The following is a 16,250-nucleotide window of genomic DNA, read 5'->3' on the forward strand; positions in this document are numbered from 1 at the left end:
AAAACCCCGCCGGCGCAAACCGGGCGGGGTTTTTCGTTTCAGAGACCTGCCCGGAGCAAAGGCCCAGAATAAAAGGACTGGAGCATGGCAAGTTCGGGCATAACATCCAAGCGTACGCGTTTTACGGGCGCAGAATTCATCGTTTATTTCCTGGAACGCCAGGGCATTCAGGTTGTTACCGGTATTCCCGGCGGATCGATTCTTCCCGTCTATGACGCCTTAAGCCAAAGCACGCAAATCCGTCATATCCTGGCGCGCCACGAGCAGGGCGCAGGGTTTATCGCGCAGGGAATGGCGCGAACCGATGGCAAACCCGCCGTCTGTATGGCCTGCAGCGGACCGGGCGCAACCAACCTGGTAACCGCCATTGCCGACGCGCGTCTGGATTCCATCCCGTTGGTGTGTATCACCGGGCAGGTTCCGGCTTCGATGATCGGTACCGACGCCTTCCAGGAAGTCGACACCTACGGCATCTCTATCCCCATCACTAAGCACAACTATCTGGTCCGCCATATCAGTGAATTACCCCAGGTTATGAGCGATGCGTTCCGCATTGCGCAGTCCGGACGTCCAGGCCCGGTGTGGATAGACATTCCTAAGGATATTCAAACTGCCGTTTTTGATATTGAAGAGATGCCGGAGCCCGCGCAGAAAATGGCGGCGCCAGCGTTCAGCCAGGACAGCATTCGCGATGCCGCAGCCATGATTAACGCTGCACAGCGCCCGGTGCTGTACCTCGGCGGCGGCGTGATTAACGCGCCTGAGCGCGTGCGTGAACTGGCAGAAAAAGCGACGCTGCCTACCACCATGACCTTAATGGCGCTCGGTATACTGCCGAAAGCGCATCCGCTGTCGTTAGGTATGCTAGGCATGCACGGCGCGCGCAGCACCAACTTTATTCTGCAAGAAGCGGATTTACTGATTGTTCTGGGCGCACGTTTTGATGACCGGGCGATTGGTAAAACCGAGCAGTTCTGCCCGAACGCCAAAATCATCCATGTGGATATCGACCGCGCGGAGCTGGGTAAAATCAAACAGCCGCACGTGGCGATTCAGGCTGATGTCGATGAGGTTCTGGCGCAATTGATCCCATTAATTGACGCGCAGCCGCGAGAGCCGTGGCATCAAATGGTGGCCGATTTACAACGCGAATTCCCTTGCACTATTCCGCAGGAACGCGACCCGCTCAGCCACTATGGATTGATCAACGCCGTGGCTGCCTGCGTGGATGACAGCGCCATTATCACCACCGATGTAGGCCAGCATCAGATGTGGGCGGCACAGGCTTACCCGCTGAATCGTCCGCGTCAGTGGCTGACCTCTGGCGGTCTGGGAACCATGGGCTTTGGTCTGCCGGCGGCAATTGGCGCGGCGCTGGCCAACCCGGACAAAAAAGTGCTGTGCTTTTCTGGTGACGGCAGCCTGATGATGAATATTCAGGAAATGGCGACCGCCAGCGAAAATCAGCTGGATATTAAAATTATCCTGATGAATAACGAAGCGTTGGGTCTGGTGTATCAGCAGCAAAGTTTGTTTTATAAGCAGGGCGTTTTTGCGGCGACCTATCCGGGGATGATTAACTTTATGCAGATAGCCGCTGGGTTTGGTCTCGAAACCTGCGATCTGAATAACGAGGCGGACCCGCAGGCAGCGTTGCAGGAAATTATTAATCGCCCTGGACCTGCGCTGATTCACGTGCGCATTGATGCCGAACAAAAAGTGTACCCGATGGTGCCGCCGGGTGCGGCAAACACAGAAATGGTGGGGGAATAAGCCATGCAACAGCAGACTCATGACAACGTAATCCTGGAACTCACCGTGCGCAACCATCCGGGCGTAATGACCCACGTCTGCGGGCTGTTTGCCCGCCGCGCGTTCAACGTGGAAGGCATTCTCTGTCTACCGATTCAGGACAGCGATAAGAGCCGCATATGGCTACTGGTCAACGACGATCAACGTCTGGAGCAGATGATAAGCCAGATAGACAAGCTGGAAGATGTAGTGAAAGTGGCCCGCAACCAGTCCGACCCGTCGATGTTTAACAAAATCACCGTGTTCTTTGAGTAGTTCGCTCAAGACTTGAACAGCCACGCGCTTATCGTTAAGGTAAGCGCGTTTTTTTATCCGCCAGGACAAACCCATGATCACCATCGCCCTTATCGACGACCACACTATCGTTCGCTCCGGCTTTGCCCAACTGCTGGGGCTGGAACCTGATTTGCAGGTTGTGGCTGAGTTTGGCTCAGGCAGCGAGGCGTTGGCGGGATTACCGGGACGCGGCGTGCAGGTGTGTATCTGTGATATCTCGATGCCCGATATCTCCGGCCTTGAACTGTTGAGTCAGTTGCCAAAGGGAATGGCGATTATCATGCTCTCCGTCCATGACAGCCCGGCGCTGGTGGAGCAGGCACTGAACGCGGGCGCACGTGGTTTCCTTTCTAAACGCTGCAGCCCGGATGAGCTGATCGCGGCGGTGCATACCGTGGCGACCGGTGGTTGCTATTTGACGCCGGACATCGCCGTCAAACTGGCGGCCGGTCGTCAGGATCCGCTGACTAAACGCGAACGTCAGGTGGCGGAAAAACTGGCGCAAGGCATGGCGGTGAAAGAGATTGCCGCCGAGCTGGGGCTGTCTCCGAAGACGGTACATGTGCATCGCGCCAACCTGATGGAAAAGCTCGACGTCAGCAACGACGTGGAACTGGCTCGCCGGATGTTTGACGGCTGGCAATGAACACGCTCTGTTCCCGGTTAATTACCATTGTTGCCTGCTTTTTTATTTTCTCAGCCGCGTGGTTTTGCCTGTGGAGCATCAGCCTGCATCTGGTTGAGCGCCCGGAACTGGCGGTGCTGCTGTTTCCGTTTGGCCTGCGTCTGGGGCTGATGCTGCAATGTCCGCGCGGCTACTGGCCGGTGCTGCTGGGCGCGGAATGGCTGCTTCTTTTCTGGCTGACACAGGAAGTGGCGCTGGCCCATTTGCCACTTTTGATGATCGGAAGCGCCCTCACGCTACTCCCGGTGATGCTGATTTCGCGATACCGCCATCAGCGCGACTGGCGCACGCTGCTGTTGCAGGGCGCGGCGCTGACGGCGGCGGCATTGCTACAATCGTTGCCCTGGATTGGGCAAGGCGAAGAGGCGTGGAACGCGCTGTTGCTGACGCTCACCGGCGGATTAACGCTGGCGCCGATCTGCCTGGTGTTCTGGCACTATCTGACCAGCACGACCTGGCTGCCGCTGGGCCCGGCGGTGGTGTCGCAGCCTGTGAACTGGCGCGGGCGGCACCTGGTCTGGTATCTGCTGCTGTTTAGCGTCAGTCTGTGGTTGCAGCTTGGCCTGCCGGATGAATTGTCACGCTTCACGCCGTTTTGCCTCGCGTTGCCGATCATTGCGCTCGCCTGGCACTATGGCTGGCAGGGGGCGCTGATTGCGACGCTAATGAACGCCATCGCGCTGATTGCCAGCCAGACCTGGCACGATCATCCCGTCGATTTACTGCTCTCGCTGCTGGCGCAAAGCCTGACCGGGCTACTACTCGGCGCGGGCATTCAGCGTCTGCGCGAGCTTAACCAGTCGCTGCAAAACGAATTAGCGCGCAACCACCGTCTGGCTGAACGCCTGCTGGAGACCGAAGAGAGCGTGCGCCGGGACGTGGCGCGCGAACTGCACGACGATATCGGCCAGACCATCACCGCCATTCGCACGCAGGCGGGTATTGTCCAGCGCCTGGCCCCGGAAAACGCAGGGGTGAAGCGCAGTGGGGCGCACATCGAACAACTTTCTCTCGGCGTGTACGATTCAGTACGTCGCTTGTTAGGCCGCCTGCGACCACGTCAACTGGACGATCTCACGCTGGAGCAGGCCATCCGCTCACTGATGCGCGAAATGGAGCTGGAAAGCCGCGGCATCGTCAGCCATCTCGACTGGCGAATTGATGAATCTGTGCTCAGCGAAAGCCAGCGCGTAACGCTGTTTCGCGTTTGTCAGGAAGGGTTGAACAACATCGTGAAGCACGCCAACGCCAGCGCGGTGACGCTTCAGGGCTGGCAACAGGATGAACGGTTGATGCTGGTGATTGAGGACGACGGCAGCGGCCTGCCGCCGGGGTCGAATCAGCAGGGATTTGGCCTTACGGGGATGCGCGAACGCATTAGCGCCCTCGGCGGTAAGCTCACGATTTCCTGTACGCACGGCACGCGTGTCAGCGTGTCGTTACCCCAGCGATATGTGTAAGGCGCAGTCATGTTTTCGTTTTTAAAAGCCCCGGCCAGTGCGCCGCTCATTACTGATAAGCGTGAGGTGGATGCCCGCTACCGCTACTGGCGGCGGCATATTCTGACCACCATTTGGCTCGGCTACGCGCTGTTCTATTTCACACGCAAGAGCTTCAACGCCGCCGTACCGGATATTCTCACCAGCGGTGTGCTGACTCGTAGCGACATTGGGCTGCTGGCGACGCTGTTTTACATCACCTACGGCCTGTCGAAGTTTGTTTCCGGTATCGTCAGCGACCGCTCCAACGCCCGCTATTTTATGGGTATCGGGCTGATTGCCACCGGCGTGGTGAACATTCTGTTTGGATTTTCCACCTCGCTATGGGCTTTTGCGGTGCTGTGGGCGCTGAACGCCTTTTTCCAGGGCTGGGGATCGCCGGTCTGCGCGCGTTTATTGACCGCGTGGTATTCGCGTACCGAGCGCGGCGGCTGGTGGGCGCTGTGGAATACCGCGCACAACGTCGGCGGGGCGCTGATCCCCATCGTGATGGCGGCGACGGCGCTGCACTACGGCTGGCGCGCCGGGATGACCATCGCCGGGCTGCTGGCGATTGTAGTAGGGATTTTTCTCTGCTGGCGGCTACGCGACAGGCCGCAGGCAATTGGCCTGCCACCGGTTGGCGACTGGCGGCATGATGAACTGGAGATCGCCCAGCAGCAGGAAGGCGCAGGGCTGAGCCGCAAAGAGATCCTCACCCGCTATGTGCTACTGAATCCTTATATCTGGCTGCTGTCGCTGTGTTATGTGCTGGTGTACGTTGTGCGCGCCGCGATCAATGACTGGGGTAATCTGTATATGTCGGAGACGCTCGGCGTGGATCTGGTGACCGCCAATACCGCCGTGACGATGTTTGAGCTGGGCGGATTTGTTGGCGCGCTGGTGGCGGGTTGGGGTTCTGACAAGCTGTTTAACGGCAACCGTGGTCCAATGAACCTGATTTTCGCCGCCGGAATTTTACTCTCCGTTGGCTCGTTGTGGCTGATGCCGTTCGCCAGCTACGTGATGCAGGCAGCGTGCTTTTTCACCACTGGATTCTTCGTCTTCGGCCCGCAGATGCTGATAGGCATGGCGGCGGCGGAGTGCTCGCACAAAGAGGCGGCGGGCGCGGCAACCGGGTTTGTCGGACTGTTTGCTTATCTGGGGGCATCGCTCTCCGGCTGGCCGCTGGCGAAGGTGATGGAGGTCTGGCACTGGACAGGATTCTTTGTGGTGATCGCCATTGCGGCGGGGATTTCCGCGCTGCTGCTGCTGCCGTTTTTAAACGCCCAGGCCCCGCGCGATCTTAACGAAGCGTGATGTACCTCACCTTTTTGCCCTGAGTGGGGCAAAACTAAGAAATTTTCCCGGTTTCACCTGGACGCTGTCTCAGGCGCGTCTTCCGGCTGATTTTTACAATGCCTGCCATTCGCAGGTATAAAAATTAGCTCGGGAGTGTCAAATGCTGGCCTTTCTAAACCAGGTGCGCAAGCCGACCCTGGATCTGCCGCTCGATGTGCGGCGCAAAATGTGGTTCAAACCGTTCATGCAGTCCTATCTGGTGGTCTTTATCGGCTACCTGACCATGTACCTGATCCGCAAAAACTTCAACATCGCGCAGAATGACATGATCTCCACCTACGGGCTGAGCATGACGCAGTTGGGGATGATTGGCCTGGGCTTCTCTATCACCTACGGCGTGGGTAAAACGCTGGTTTCCTACTACGCGGACGGTAAAAACACCAAGCAGTTCCTGCCGTTTATGCTGATCCTCTCCGCCATCTGTATGCTCGGCTTCAGCGCCAGCATGGGCGCGGGTTCAACCAGTCTGTTTTTGATGATCGCCTTCTACGCGCTGAGCGGTTTCTTCCAGAGTACCGGCGGCTCGTGTAGCTATTCCACCATCACCAAATGGACGCCGCGTCGCAAGCGGGGTTCTTACCTCGGCATGTGGAACATCTCTCACAACCTCGGTGGTGCGGGTGCGGCGGGCGTGGCGCTGTTTGGCGCTAACTATCTGTTCGACGGTCACGTCATCGGGATGTTTATCTTCCCGTCAATTATTGCCCTGATTGTTGGTTTTATCGGTCTGCGCTACGGCAGCGATTCCCCGGAGTCATACGGCCTCGGTAAAGCCGAAGAGCTGTTCGGCGAGGAGATCAGCGAAGAGGACAAAGAGACAGAAGAAAACGAGATGACTAAATGGCAGATCTTTGTTGAGTACGTGCTGAAAAACAAAGTGATCTGGCTGTTATGTTTCTCGAACATCTTCCTGTACGTGGTGCGTATCGGTATTGACCAGTGGTCCACCGTCTACGCTTTCCAGGAGTTGAAGCTCTCCAAAGAAGTGGCGATTCAGGGCTTTACCCTGTTTGAAGTGGGCGCCCTGGTTGGCACGCTGCTGTGGGGCTGGCTCTCTGACCTGGCGAATGGCCGCCGTGCGCTGGTGGCCTGCGTGGCGCTGGCGTTGATTATCGCCACCCTGGGCGTTTATCAACATGCCAGCAACCAGTATGTCTATCTGGCTTCGCTGTTTGCGCTGGGCTTCCTGGTGTTCGGTCCTCAGTTGTTAATCGGCGTTGCGGCAGTCGGATTTGTGCCGAAAAAAGCGATCGGCGCGGCCGATGGGATTAAAGGCACTTTCGCTTATCTGATTGGTGACAGCTTCGCCAAGCTGGGTCTGGGGATGATTGCCGACGGCACGCCGATTTTCGGTCTGACCGGCTGGGCGGGCACTTTCGCCGCGCTGGATGCTGCCGCCATCGGTTGTATCTGCCTGATGGCCGTGGTGGCCGTATTTGAAGAACGGAAAATTCGCCGCGAGAAAAAGATTCAACAATTGAAAGTCGCTTAAGTTAAGTGTGCATTGGTAACTTTTGCCCGCCTTAATGGCGGGCTTTTTTATGTTTGAGGCTGAAGCATCTCGTATTCAGGTTGTTTCAAAGTCAGTTGATTAATCGTCGGCAATGACCATTTTTTTATCAAAGTTGATCAGTAGCGAGCAGATGAGATAACCCACTGCAGCCAGTGCAAAGAACATCATGGCGGCGTAATAGTTGCCGGTAGATTGAACCAGGAAACCGATAAAAATGGGTAAGATGGCGGCGAACAGGTTACTAGTGAAGTTCATGGTCCCGCAAATGGTGCCTGCAACAGATTGTGCGCCCAACAGTCCCGGTATTGACCAGTAAACGCTGGCCCACCGCAGAGGGAAAAGGGCAATAGTGAGTAAGGTGATGGCGACGGCTGGCGTCGAACTTTGTGCGCAAAGGAAAATGCCAACACCAGCAGTAGTGGCGGAAATAGCCAACATGGTATGCATAACACGGCTTGTTTTTGCTCCTTTGCTGCGCCATTTATCCATAATGTAACCGCCCGTCAATTGGCCGACAAAGCACAGCAGGAAGATCAGCGCCATTGCTCCGCCCATCGATTTGATATCAAAACCGTAGGTGGCTTGAAAATAGAGCGGCAGCCAGGTCATCAGACCGTAGAACACAAAGCTGTAGCAGACCCACCCCCCGATAAGCGCAATTACATTTCGTTGTTTCAGGTAAGGTTTGATATCAGCTAAACGGTATTTTTTACTGCTGGTTTCCGCGCCGTTTGCGGCAGCAATGTGGTCCAGCTCAGCTTTATTAATGCTCGGATGTTCTGATGGATATGTGCGGATGTACCACCAGGCCAGAAGGCCGACGACCATTGTTCCGACGCCTGCCACTACAAATGCCATACGCCAGGAGTCGAACATTGCAATAAGACCGGCGATGATTACTGCCCCTAACGCCGTACCCAGGGGGGCGCCACCATCAAGCAGCATCGAACCGCGTCCGCGCTCTGTTGGTGTTAACCATGTCCCCATTAACTTCGCACCAGCGGGCATGATTGGAGATTCAGTGACGCCTAACCCCAGACGAGAAAGTGAAAGGGTGAAAATAGAGTGACACAGAGCTGCGACGGCCTGAAATGCACCCCATAAGATAGTGGCCAGGGCAATGATATTTCTGGCTTTGAATTTATCGGCAATGATGCCACTGGGAATTTGCATTAATGCATACGCCCAGAAAAAAGCACTATGAATAACGCCGACAACGCGGGTGTCGGTAATACCAAATTCATCCGTAATATAAGGCATGGCAATAGAAAGAGAGGTGCGGTCAATATAGTTAATGGCACCTAATAAAAGCATGATGATAAATATCCGCCATCTTACTGTTGTTGCCTTTAATTTATCTTCTTCAGTATTTGTATTAATAATAGACATAAAGACTCCTTGCCATACTCATAGTGAGTATGGCGGTACGAGGTATTATTATATTGTGGAGCGTTACATTATGGAGCCAATAGTCCAGGGGACGAATTCTTGACTGCCATAGCCAAATTCCTCACTCTTCGTTTTTTTTCCGGATGCCATTTCAAGGATCATCTGGTAAATACGTTCGCCAACTTCCGCAATGGTTTCTTCCCCCTCGACAATGGTTCCGCAATTAATATCCATATCCTCCTGTTGGCGTTCCCAAAGCGCATTATTGGTAGCCAACTTCAGGCTTGGCGTTGGTTTGGAACCAAAGGCCGAACCGCGGCCTGTGGTGAAACACAGAAGATTTGCCCCTCCGGCGATTTGACCCGTGACGGCGATGGGGTCATATCCAGGAGTATCCATAAAGACAAAGCCTTTCGCGGTTACCGGTTCGGCATACTCATACACTTCTGTCAGATTGGTTGTGCCTGCTTTAGCAATACCACCTAGTGATTTTTCCAGAATCGTCGTCAATCCGCCGACTTTGTTACCGGCCGAGGGGTTATTGTTCATTTCGCTCCCGGTACGGCGGCAATACTCTTCCCACCAGTGAATGCGTGCAATGAGTTTTTCACCTACTTCGCGAGAAACGGCGCGGCGGGTAAGAAGATGTTCAGCGCCATAAATTTCCGAGGTTTCAGATAAAATTGCTGTTCCGCCTTGTTGCACCAGTTTATCTGCCGCATAGCCCAGAGCTGGATTGGCCGAAATCCCGGAATAGCTGTCGGAACCGCCACACTCAAGCGCGAGGATGATTTCTGAAGCAGGGATGGGTTGACGTGTAACTTGGTTAGCAACAGGTAGCATCTGGTTAACCAGGATAATACCTTTCTCAATGGCGTGGCGTGTGCCGCCTACATCCTGAATGGTATAACTGTGCATCATGGGGCCATCGGCCAGGCCATGGGCGTTCATCATGTCTTTAATTTGACTGGATTCGCATCCCAAACCAATGATGATTACCCCGGCGAAGTTCGCATGGGTGGCATAACCGGCCATCGTACGTCTCATGACGTCCATTGATTCACTTTTAGCGCCGATAGCGCAGCCAAAACTTTGTGGTAATGATACTACGCCATCAACGTTTGGATAATCTGCAAGGCCGTGCAGGCGGAAGTGATCCTCAATGGCCCTGACGACAGTGGCGCTGCAGTTGACGGAGCTTAAAATACCGATGTAGTTACGTGTGGCTGCTCGGCCATCTGCACGGCGGATACCCATAAATGTATCTTGTTGAGGGACTGGAGGAAGTGAATGGCAATCTTCACCCCAGGCATAGTCGCGCTCAAAATCGCCCATTCCCAAATTGTGCATGTGGACGTGTTCGCCAGGTTTAATCGGCTGGGTTGCGAAGCCTATAATCTGTCCATAGCGTTTGACCGCGTCGCCGACACTCAGCGCACGCAGGGCGATTTTATGCCCTGCAGGAATTTCACTCAAAACCGTAATTTGTTCGTCTTCAAGCCAGGTTTCACTGGGGACTGTTTGTCTTGCGATAACCACATCATCTTTGGGATTCAATTTTAGTACTGGGTTGATGTTCATTATCATTGCTCTCATGCTGGTTTATACCGAGATACGGGTCAAAATACTCTTAACCTGCGCTATTTTTTCTTTATCTAACGGTAATGCAGGAGGGACAACTGCGGTAGATATGTCCACACCACTTAATTTTATGGCGGTTTTTATAACGCCGAAGAAAGGTTGTTCTAAGGCATATAAAGGTGATAATCCGGCAAGTTGTTGTTGAAGCGTTTTGGCTGTAGCAAGATCGTTTTGTTGAACAGCCTGATAAATTCCCCGCGTAATATGAGGCGCAAAGTTAAAGGTTGCCGGAATTCCGCCATGTCCACCCAGTAGTAATGTATCAAGTAAATATTCGTCATAACCGCTGAAAATGATAAAATCTGGGCGAAAACAGTGAACTCGATTAATAATTTCCCTTGTGTGGCTAATGTTATCAATAGTGTCTTTAATACCGACGATATTTGGTACATCACGGGCAAGACGGGTGATGACGTCTAAACCAATATCCTGACCGGTTAGCTCTGGAAAGTTATATAAGAAGACTGGGATGCTTAACGCTTCTGCGATCCGTTTGTAATGCGTAAAGCGGGCCTCATCGCTGAGTTTTGCATAATAGGGGTTAACTACCAGTACTCCTTGTGCCCCCGCGTTTTCGGCGTGTTTTCCAAGCTGGATAGTTTCCGCAGTGCTCGCGCAGGCAATACCGATGAGAACTGGAACTCTGTCGGCAACATGTTGCAGACTAAATTCTGCAATCTGTTTTCTTTGCTCAGACGATAAATGTGAGAATTCGCCGCCGCTGCCCAGAATCAACATACCGTCAGCACCATTGCTAATAACATGGTCAATCATTGCTGCCATTCCTGCGCGATCCAATTCACCGTTATCGTCAACGATGGTCGGTACTGGCGGGAAAATACCTTTGAAAACGTTCAACATTGCCACTCCTCTAGTTCTATATGTGGAACTCATGTTCTGTATATTGAAGTTAGTACAGCAAATATCCAAATCGTTCGTCAATGCTTTTTGCGGAAAAAACGAACAATTGTGAGATGGATCGAGTTTGGGGAATTGACATTTAGGGAATGGAGCTCATTTGCTGATGTGCAAAAAAGCCGCATTCCTGAGAAAAGTGATTGCGGTATACTGTGCAGAGTCTATGAATAAAAAAAGATTAATAGCGCATGAACCAAGACATTACGACCTCTGTTCCCGCATTGGATAAGACAGTAAAAATCTGTAATTACCTTTTCAATTCCCCTGGGGCGACGTTCAGCCAGATTCAGCAGGATCTGGGATTACCCAAAAGCAGCACATCCTCGTTGCTAAATGCCCTGGTTGAGCATCATCTTTTGCGCCTGGAAAAGGGGCGTTTCTTTTTGGGACTAAAGCTGTATGAATGGGGGAATCGTTCGCTGGAACAGTTTGATATCCGTAATGCAGCGCTTCCAGTTTTGGAAAAACTGCGTGAGCAAACGGACCTGACCTGCCATCTGGGCATACTGGATGAAGTTGCCCCAATTTATCTCATGAAGCTGGAAAACACTCAGGCTATTAGTATTCGTACCTGGGTCGGTAAAAAGTTACCGATGCACAGCTCCGGTGTGGGGAAAGCGCTTTGTGCCTGGCTGCCGCAGGATAAAATAGATGAACTGTTACCGAATGAGGAATTGCCGCAGTATACAGATACCACCATTACCAGCAAAAAAGCGTTGATGAAAGAGTTTGCCAAAATCCGCGAGCAGGGTTGGGTATTTGATAACGCCGAGGACTCCCCTGGCATCTATTGCATTGCTGCACCGGTATTTAATCGTAATAAAGAAGTAATTGCGGCAATAAGTATCAGCGGCGTTGAATTACAAATGCCTAAAGATTGTATTCCACAATATTCACAGTGGGTGCGCGAAGCCTGCCAGTCACTCTCGGAAAAATTAGTTTAAGCAGGCGGGTATCGTCATTAATGATTTGGATAATGCTGGCCACGTTGGTGGTTGTTTTTGTGGTGGGTTTTCGGGTGCTGACGTCCGGGTCGCGGCGGGCAATTCGTCGTCTGAGCGAGCGACTGAATATTGATGTCGTGCCGGTAGAATCGATGATCGATCAGATGGGAAAAGTACAGGGTGAGGCTTTTTTACAGTACCTGCACCGCCCGGATGAATCACATCTGCAAAATGCCGCCCAGGTGCTGTTGATCTGGCAAATCGTGATTGTCGACGGCAGTGAGCAGAATCTGCTGCAGTGGCACCGTTGGCTGCAAAAAGCCCGGCTGGCTGCACCGATTACCGACGCGCAGGTGCGTCTGGCGCTCGGATTTCTGCGCGAGATGGAGCCGGATATGCAGGAGCTTAATGCGTTTCAGATGCGCTATAACGCCTTTTTCCAGCCCGAAGATGGCGTGCACTGGCTGCACTGATAGTGATGCCTGATGGCGCTACGCTTATCAGGCTTACAAACAGGTTCAATCGTAAGCCGGATAAGGCGCAGCCGGCATCCGGGGAATAGTTGTCAAAACGTTAAATACGTCACAAATTTAATGTTACACTGCGTAACTTTTCTACAATAACCCCACGCAGGTAACAAAATGAGTGAAGCTGTTGAACAAAAATCCCGCGCTGAGGCAAATGTCCGCCCGAACTGGTCGGCGGTATTTGCCGTGGCGTTCTGCGTTGCCTGCCTGATAACCGTTGAATTTTTGCCCGTTAGCCTGTTAACGCCGATGGCGCAGGATCTGGGGATTTCTGAAGGCGTTGCCGGACAATCAGTGACCGTGACGGCGTTTGTCGCCATGTTCGCCAGCCTGTTTGTGACGCAAATTATTCAGGCGACCGATCGTCGCTACGTGGTGATCCTGTTTTCGGTGCTGCTGACGCTCTCCTGCCTGCTGGTTTCCTTTGCCAACTCTTTTTCGCTGTTGCTCGTTGGCCGTGCCTGCCTCGGTCTGGCACTTGGCGGTTTCTGGGCGATGTCGGCGTCGCTGACCATGCGTCTGGTTCCCGCACGTACGGTACCGAAAGCGCTGTCGGTGATTTTTGGCGCAGTCTCAATCGCGCTGGTGATTGCCGCGCCGTTGGGGAGCTTTTTGGGCGGCATTATCGGCTGGCGCAACGTGTTTAACGCGGCGGCGGTAATGGGGGTGTTGTGTACCATATGGGTGGTGAGAGCGCTGCCTTCGCTGCCGGGCGAACCTTCGCATCAGAAACAAAACATGTTCAGTCTGCTGCAGCGCCCGGGCGTGATGGCCGGGATGATTGCCATCTTCATGTCCTTTGCCGGGCAGTTCGCCTTCTTTACCTATATTCGTCCGATCTATATGAATCTGGCGGGCTTTGGCGTTGATGGCCTGACGCTGGTGCTGCTGAGTTTTGGTATCGCCAGCTTTGTCGGGACGTCGCTCTCCTCGGTAATTCTGAAGCGCTCGGTAAAACTAGCCTTAGCCGGTGCGCCGCTGGTGCTGGCGCTCAGCGCGCTGGTCCTGATTCTGTGGGGCAGCGACAAAGTTGTGGCGGCAGGCATTGCGATTATCTGGGGACTGGCGTTTGCGTTGGTACCGGTCGGTTGGTCGACGTGGATCACCCGCTCGCTTGCCGATCAGGCAGAAAAAGCCGGATCCATCCAGGTCGCCGTGATCCAGCTTGCCAATACCTGCGGGGCAGCGGTGGGAGGCTATGCGCTCGATAACCTCGGACTGCTGTCGCCCCTGATGCTCTCCGGCAGCCTGATGCTGCTGACGGCGCTTCTGGTGGCAGCGAAAGTTCGCATAAAGGGTATGCAATAAACTAAATCACGATATGCCGGATCGCTATCCGGCATCCTGGTGGGTTTCAATCAAAACCATTATTTTCGGCGGTGTGGGCAAACCATTCGCCGCTCTTTTTCACCGTGCGTTTTTGCGTTTCTAAATCTAACTGAACAAAACCGTAGCGGTTTTTATATCCGTTGAGCCATGACCAGTTATCAATAAAGGTCCACATATGGTAGCCAAGACAATTACACCCTTCGCTAATTCCTTTATGTAGCCATTTGAGATGCTCAGCAACAAATTCAATACGGTAGCTGTCGTTGATTTGCTCTTGCTGAATAAAACGCTGCTCATTCTCGACACCCATACCGTTTTCAGAAATAAAACAGCGTGGATTGCCATAATTATCACGCAAATTGGTAATGATATCGTAAATACCTGGCTCATAAATTTCCCAGCCACGGTAAGGATTCATTTTCCGACCCGGCATTTCGTAATAATCAAACAGCCACTCCGGCATAAACGGTGCATCCGGGTTGACGGCGCTATCACGGCATTTGACGCGACGCGGCTGATAGTAGTTGATGCCGAGCAGATCGATTTTGCCCTCGGCGATCAACTGGCTGTCACCCGGCTGGCATGCCGGTAATTGATCGTACTCTTTCAGCAGTTCGACCAAATCTGCCGGATATTCACCCTTCAGCACCGGGTCGAGGAAGCTGCGGTTAAACAGCAGATCCGCATAGTGTGCGGCTTTCACATCCGCCGGATTTTGTGAGCGTGGATAGGAAGGCGTTAAATTCAGCACCACGCCGATTTCACCGTCATGGTTTGCGCCACGATACGCCCGAACCGCCGTGGAATGCGCCAGTACGGTGTGATACGCCACGGTGGCTGCACGTTTGAAATCCACTACGTTAGGGTAATGGAAGTCATACAGATAGCCGCCTTCTACCGGGACAATTGGCTCGTTAAAGGTAAACCAGTGCTTAACCCGGTTGCCGAACAATGTAAAACAGGTCTGTGCGTAGCGGCCAAACGCCTCGACCACTTCACGGTTTTCCCAGCCGCCTTTCTCCTGCATCACCATCGGCATATCGAAGTGGAACAGGGTGATAAATGGCGTAATACCTTGTGCCAGCAGCTCATTGATGACGTTGTTATAGAAATCGACAGCTTCAGGATTAACCTCGCCGGTACCGTCTGGGATCAGTCTCGACCAACTCAGAGACGTGCGGAAGCTGTTGTGTTTCAGCTGTTTGAGCAATGCGATGTCTTGTTTCCAGTGCTGATAAAAGGTCGAGGTAGTTGCCGGACCAACCCCCTGATGGAAACGACCTGGCTGACGATCGAACCACACGTCCCACGTGGTCTGGCTTTTGCCGCCGTTCAGGCTATCCCCTTCGGTTTGCAGCGCTGAGCAGGCACTTCCCCACCAGAAGTTTTCAGGAAAACGGTATCGCATTATTGTTGCTCCATTGCTATTTATACGTTCTGGCAACAATACGTGTTTTTGCGACACAGAAACCGGTTACAGTGCTCATTTTACAACAAGATGCTTATAAATCCGGGCATTCAACTTTGCCAAGCGCTTCCCAGTAGTTGTTCTGATTGTTTCTTTGAATTGCCAGAATGGCTTCGCGGATGTGCTGTTGGTTACGCGTATCAGCCATAATCGTTTTTTCCCATACCTCATCAGATGGCGAGCCTTGCGGGGTGCAAATCTTACGTAAATCCTTCAAAACGGTATTCTTTTCGTGTACAGCCTGCAGACTGCCATATGCCGAGTCGGCTTGCGCCAGAACGGGTAGCATGAAAAGGACGGCAATAATCGGGAAAATGACTCGTTTCATGATAATAATCCTTGTTGTCTATGCGCATCATCTCAAGAGTAAGTGTAGACGGCATACGACTCACTCATCACCCTGTGTTAATGTCAAAAATAAATCAGCCAGAAGTTGTAGTTATTTTAGGAGGATAGGATGCAAATACAGATTACGGATACGATTACCGAAGACGATCAAAATGCCCTGCTTGCCGGGTTGCGCGCTTACAACCGCCAGTTTCTGAAAACCACCAATTTTGGCGACCTGGCGGTGTACTGGCGCGATGAGCGCAATGAAATTCTGGGCGGGTTGATCGGCAAAATCAAAGGCGAATGGCTGTGCATTGATTTTCTGTGGATGCATGATTCACTGCGTAAAGGCGGTTACGGCACAAAATTGATGCAGGCCGCAGAACAGACGGCGCGTGAGAGAGGATGCCTGCATGCGCTGGTGGATACCATGAGTTTCCAGGCGCTGCCGTTTTATCAGAAAAACGGCTATCAGCTGCAAATGACCCTCGATAACTTCCCGGAAACCGGTTCCGCGCGCCATTATTTGTCAAAAACGTTTTGATGACCGGAAGGTCTGGACGCCGCCTCACTTTCTT

Annotated in this window: 15 protein-coding genes; 10 read left to right on the forward strand and 5 right to left on the reverse strand. The window is 53.0% G+C overall.

The genetic code is table 11. The features are described from left to right. Positions 1–84: 84 nt before the first annotated feature. The 6 genes from ilvB (at position 85) to uhpT (ending at position 7,105) form a co-directional block, all read left to right on the forward strand. A complete protein-coding gene (gene ilvB / locus WHR59_RS00140; RefSeq protein WP_181230950.1) occupies positions 85–1,773 on the forward strand; it encodes an acetolactate synthase large subunit in 1,689 nt (562 codons plus the stop codon). Positions 1,774–1,776: 3 nt separating this feature from the next. After that, positions 1,777–2,067, forward strand: coding sequence for an acetolactate synthase small subunit (gene ilvN / locus WHR59_RS00145; protein WP_003023914.1), 291 nt, complete (start codon positions 1,777–1,779; stop codon positions 2,065–2,067). Between the two features lie 73 nt (positions 2,068–2,140). After that, positions 2,141–2,734: a transcriptional regulator UhpA gene (uhpA, locus tag WHR59_RS00150; RefSeq protein ID WP_043018787.1), complete on the forward strand. Its 594-nt coding sequence runs from the start codon at positions 2,141–2,143 to the stop codon at positions 2,732–2,734. Then, entirely contained in the window at positions 2,731–4,233 is a 1,503-nt protein-coding gene (uhpB, locus tag WHR59_RS00155) for a signal transduction histidine-protein kinase/phosphatase UhpB (RefSeq protein WP_338843500.1), read from the forward strand. Before uhpA ends, uhpB begins: the two co-directional genes overlap by 4 nt. A 9-nt stretch (positions 4,234–4,242) precedes the next feature. Further along, on the forward strand, positions 4,243–5,571 hold the full coding sequence (locus tag WHR59_RS00160) for an MFS transporter (protein WP_043018785.1): 1,329 nt from the start codon (positions 4,243–4,245) through the stop codon (positions 5,569–5,571). Positions 5,572–5,713: 142 nt separating this feature from the next. Continuing rightward, positions 5,714–7,105, forward strand: a complete 1,392-nt coding sequence (gene uhpT, locus WHR59_RS00165; RefSeq protein WP_047407748.1) for a hexose-6-phosphate:phosphate antiporter — start codon at positions 5,714–5,716, stop codon at positions 7,103–7,105. A 99-nt stretch (positions 7,106–7,204) separates the two neighbouring features. Here uhpT and WHR59_RS00170 read toward each other — a convergent pair whose 3' ends face one another. The 3 genes from WHR59_RS00170 to WHR59_RS00180 form a co-directional block, all read right to left on the reverse strand. Further along, positions 7,205–8,515, reverse strand: a complete 1,311-nt coding sequence (locus WHR59_RS00170; RefSeq protein ID WP_051642805.1) for an MFS transporter — start codon at positions 8,513–8,515, stop codon at positions 7,205–7,207. A 63-nt stretch (positions 8,516–8,578) separates the two neighbouring features. Beyond that, positions 8,579–10,096 carry a UxaA family hydrolase gene (locus WHR59_RS00175; RefSeq protein WP_043018783.1) on the reverse strand — a complete coding sequence of 506 codons (1,518 nt, stop codon included), beginning with the start codon at positions 10,094–10,096 and terminating at the stop codon, positions 8,579–8,581. A gap of 21 nt (positions 10,097–10,117) precedes the next feature. After that, a complete protein-coding gene (locus WHR59_RS00180) occupies positions 10,118–11,017 on the reverse strand; it encodes a dihydrodipicolinate synthase family protein (protein ID WP_043018782.1) in 900 nt (299 codons plus the stop codon). Positions 11,018–11,262: 245 nt separating this feature from the next. Here WHR59_RS00180 and WHR59_RS00185 point away from each other — a divergent pair, with 245 nt between their 5' ends. The 3 genes from WHR59_RS00185 (at position 11,263) to nepI (ending at position 13,853) form a co-directional block, all read left to right on the forward strand. Beyond that, the gene (locus tag WHR59_RS00185) at positions 11,263–12,018 is read left to right on the forward strand and encodes an IclR family transcriptional regulator (protein ID WP_043018781.1); all 756 of its coding nucleotides are present in this window, start codon (positions 11,263–11,265) and stop codon (positions 12,016–12,018) included. A gap of 20 nt (positions 12,019–12,038) precedes the next feature. Continuing rightward, positions 12,039–12,491 (forward strand): DUF1198 family protein, encoded by a 453-nt coding sequence (locus tag WHR59_RS00190; protein WP_003827141.1) that lies wholly within the window; start codon positions 12,039–12,041, stop codon positions 12,489–12,491. A gap of 168 nt (positions 12,492–12,659) precedes the next feature. Further along, a complete protein-coding gene (nepI, locus tag WHR59_RS00195) occupies positions 12,660–13,853 on the forward strand; it encodes a purine ribonucleoside efflux pump NepI (RefSeq protein ID WP_075145455.1) in 1,194 nt (397 codons plus the stop codon). A 46-nt stretch (positions 13,854–13,899) separates the two neighbouring features. Here the strand turns inward: nepI and WHR59_RS00200 are convergent, their stop codons facing one another. Together WHR59_RS00200 and WHR59_RS00205 are read right to left on the reverse strand one after the other, a co-directional pair. Next, entirely contained in the window at positions 13,900–15,282 is a 1,383-nt protein-coding gene (locus WHR59_RS00200; protein WP_100193764.1) for a glycoside hydrolase family 1 protein, read from the reverse strand. 94 nt (positions 15,283–15,376) lie between these two features. Beyond that, positions 15,377–15,670: a YicS family protein gene (locus WHR59_RS00205; RefSeq protein WP_043018774.1), complete on the reverse strand. Its 294-nt coding sequence runs from the start codon at positions 15,668–15,670 to the stop codon at positions 15,377–15,379. 129 nt (positions 15,671–15,799) lie between these two features. On the opposite strand from WHR59_RS00205, the gene WHR59_RS00210 reads away from it, so the two are divergent. Next, the gene (locus WHR59_RS00210) at positions 15,800–16,216 is read left to right on the forward strand and encodes a GNAT family N-acetyltransferase (protein WP_043018773.1); all 417 of its coding nucleotides are present in this window, start codon (positions 15,800–15,802) and stop codon (positions 16,214–16,216) included. Positions 16,217–16,250 lie beyond the last annotated feature (34 nt).

Source organism: Citrobacter europaeus (genome assembly GCF_037482245.1).
Classification (GTDB): Bacteria; Pseudomonadota; Gammaproteobacteria; order Enterobacterales; family Enterobacteriaceae; genus Citrobacter; species Citrobacter europaeus.

Bases quoted from the DNA above. Each gene is read 5' to 3' on its own strand.
- ilvB (WP_181230950.1), top strand. From the start codon at position 85: ATGGCAAGTTCGGGCATAACATCCAAGCGTACGCGTTTTACGGGCGCA.
- ilvN (WP_003023914.1), top strand. From the start codon at position 1,777: ATGCAACAGCAGACTCATGACAACGTAATCCTGGAACTCACCGTGCGC.
- uhpA (WP_043018787.1), top strand. From the start codon at position 2,141: ATGATCACCATCGCCCTTATCGACGACCACACTATCGTTCGCTCCGGC.
- uhpB (WP_338843500.1), top strand. From the start codon at position 2,731: ATGAACACGCTCTGTTCCCGGTTAATTACCATTGTTGCCTGCTTTTTT.
- WHR59_RS00160 (WP_043018785.1), top strand. From the start codon at position 4,243: ATGTTTTCGTTTTTAAAAGCCCCGGCCAGTGCGCCGCTCATTACTGAT.
- uhpT (WP_047407748.1), top strand. From the start codon at position 5,714: ATGCTGGCCTTTCTAAACCAGGTGCGCAAGCCGACCCTGGATCTGCCG.
- WHR59_RS00170 (WP_051642805.1), bottom strand. From the start codon at position 8,515: ATGTCTATTATTAATACAAATACTGAAGAAGATAAATTAAAGGCAACA.
- WHR59_RS00175 (WP_043018783.1), bottom strand. From the start codon at position 10,096: ATGAACATCAACCCAGTACTAAAATTGAATCCCAAAGATGATGTGGTT.
- WHR59_RS00180 (WP_043018782.1), bottom strand. From the start codon at position 11,017: ATGTTGAACGTTTTCAAAGGTATTTTCCCGCCAGTACCGACCATCGTT.
- WHR59_RS00185 (WP_043018781.1), top strand. From the start codon at position 11,263: ATGAACCAAGACATTACGACCTCTGTTCCCGCATTGGATAAGACAGTA.
- WHR59_RS00190 (WP_003827141.1), top strand. From the start codon at position 12,039: ATGATTTGGATAATGCTGGCCACGTTGGTGGTTGTTTTTGTGGTGGGT.
- nepI (WP_075145455.1), top strand. From the start codon at position 12,660: ATGAGTGAAGCTGTTGAACAAAAATCCCGCGCTGAGGCAAATGTCCGC.
- WHR59_RS00200 (WP_100193764.1), bottom strand. From the start codon at position 15,282: ATGCGATACCGTTTTCCTGAAAACTTCTGGTGGGGAAGTGCCTGCTCA.
- WHR59_RS00205 (WP_043018774.1), bottom strand. From the start codon at position 15,670: ATGAAACGAGTCATTTTCCCGATTATTGCCGTCCTTTTCATGCTACCC.
- WHR59_RS00210 (WP_043018773.1), top strand. From the start codon at position 15,800: ATGCAAATACAGATTACGGATACGATTACCGAAGACGATCAAAATGCC.